We start from the raw sequence: 642 nt of genomic DNA, 5'->3' as shown, positions 1-642 counted from the left end.
GTCAACAGGTTTTGCAACGCTGGTGGAAGAATACTTAGGTGTTGCGTTGGACAAGAGTGAATCTCGCACCGACTGGATGGCTCGTCCTCTCACGCAAAAGCAACTTGATTATGCAGCGGCAGACGTTCACTACTTGTTGCCACTTTACGAAAAATTGCTCGATAAAGTCACTGAAGCTGGTTGGTGGGAAGCGGTGCAGCAAGAGAGCGACTTGTTGGTTTCCAAACGCATTCGCGAAACCAACGAAGAAAATGCGTACCTTGATATTAAAGGAGCGTGGCAACTTAAACCGTCAGAGTTAGCTGTGTTAAAGCCGCTAGCGACTTGGCGTTATCGTGAAGCAATCAAGCGCGACTTAGCACTAAACTTCATCTTCAAAGAGGGTGATTTGCTAACGGTTGCTCGTTTAGGTTTAACAAGCTTTAAAAAGATGGAAGCGGAAGGGATGGATAGCCGCGCGGTCAATCGTCACGGTACTAAAATTGCGGCCATCGTGAAAAAGGCTAAGCAAACGCCACCAGAAGAATACCCAGCTAAAATTGATCGCCTGATGGCTTACCCTGGCTATAAGCAAGTTTTCAAAAACATGAAAGATGTCGTGAAAAGTGCTGCGCAAAAATCAGGGTTAGCAACCGAGTTTTT

At 46.3% G+C, this 642-nt stretch carries 1 protein-coding gene; it reads left to right on the top strand.

Annotation, left to right across the window (positions count from 1 at the left end; genetic code table 11):
* The coding region (locus R7093_RS26095) for an HRDC domain-containing protein (RefSeq protein ID WP_318147131.1) at positions 1-642 on the top strand (642 nt) is incomplete at both ends.

Source organism: Vibrio sp. 1580, from assembly GCF_033340055.1.
This window is presented reverse-complemented; position numbering and strand designations above follow the sequence as displayed.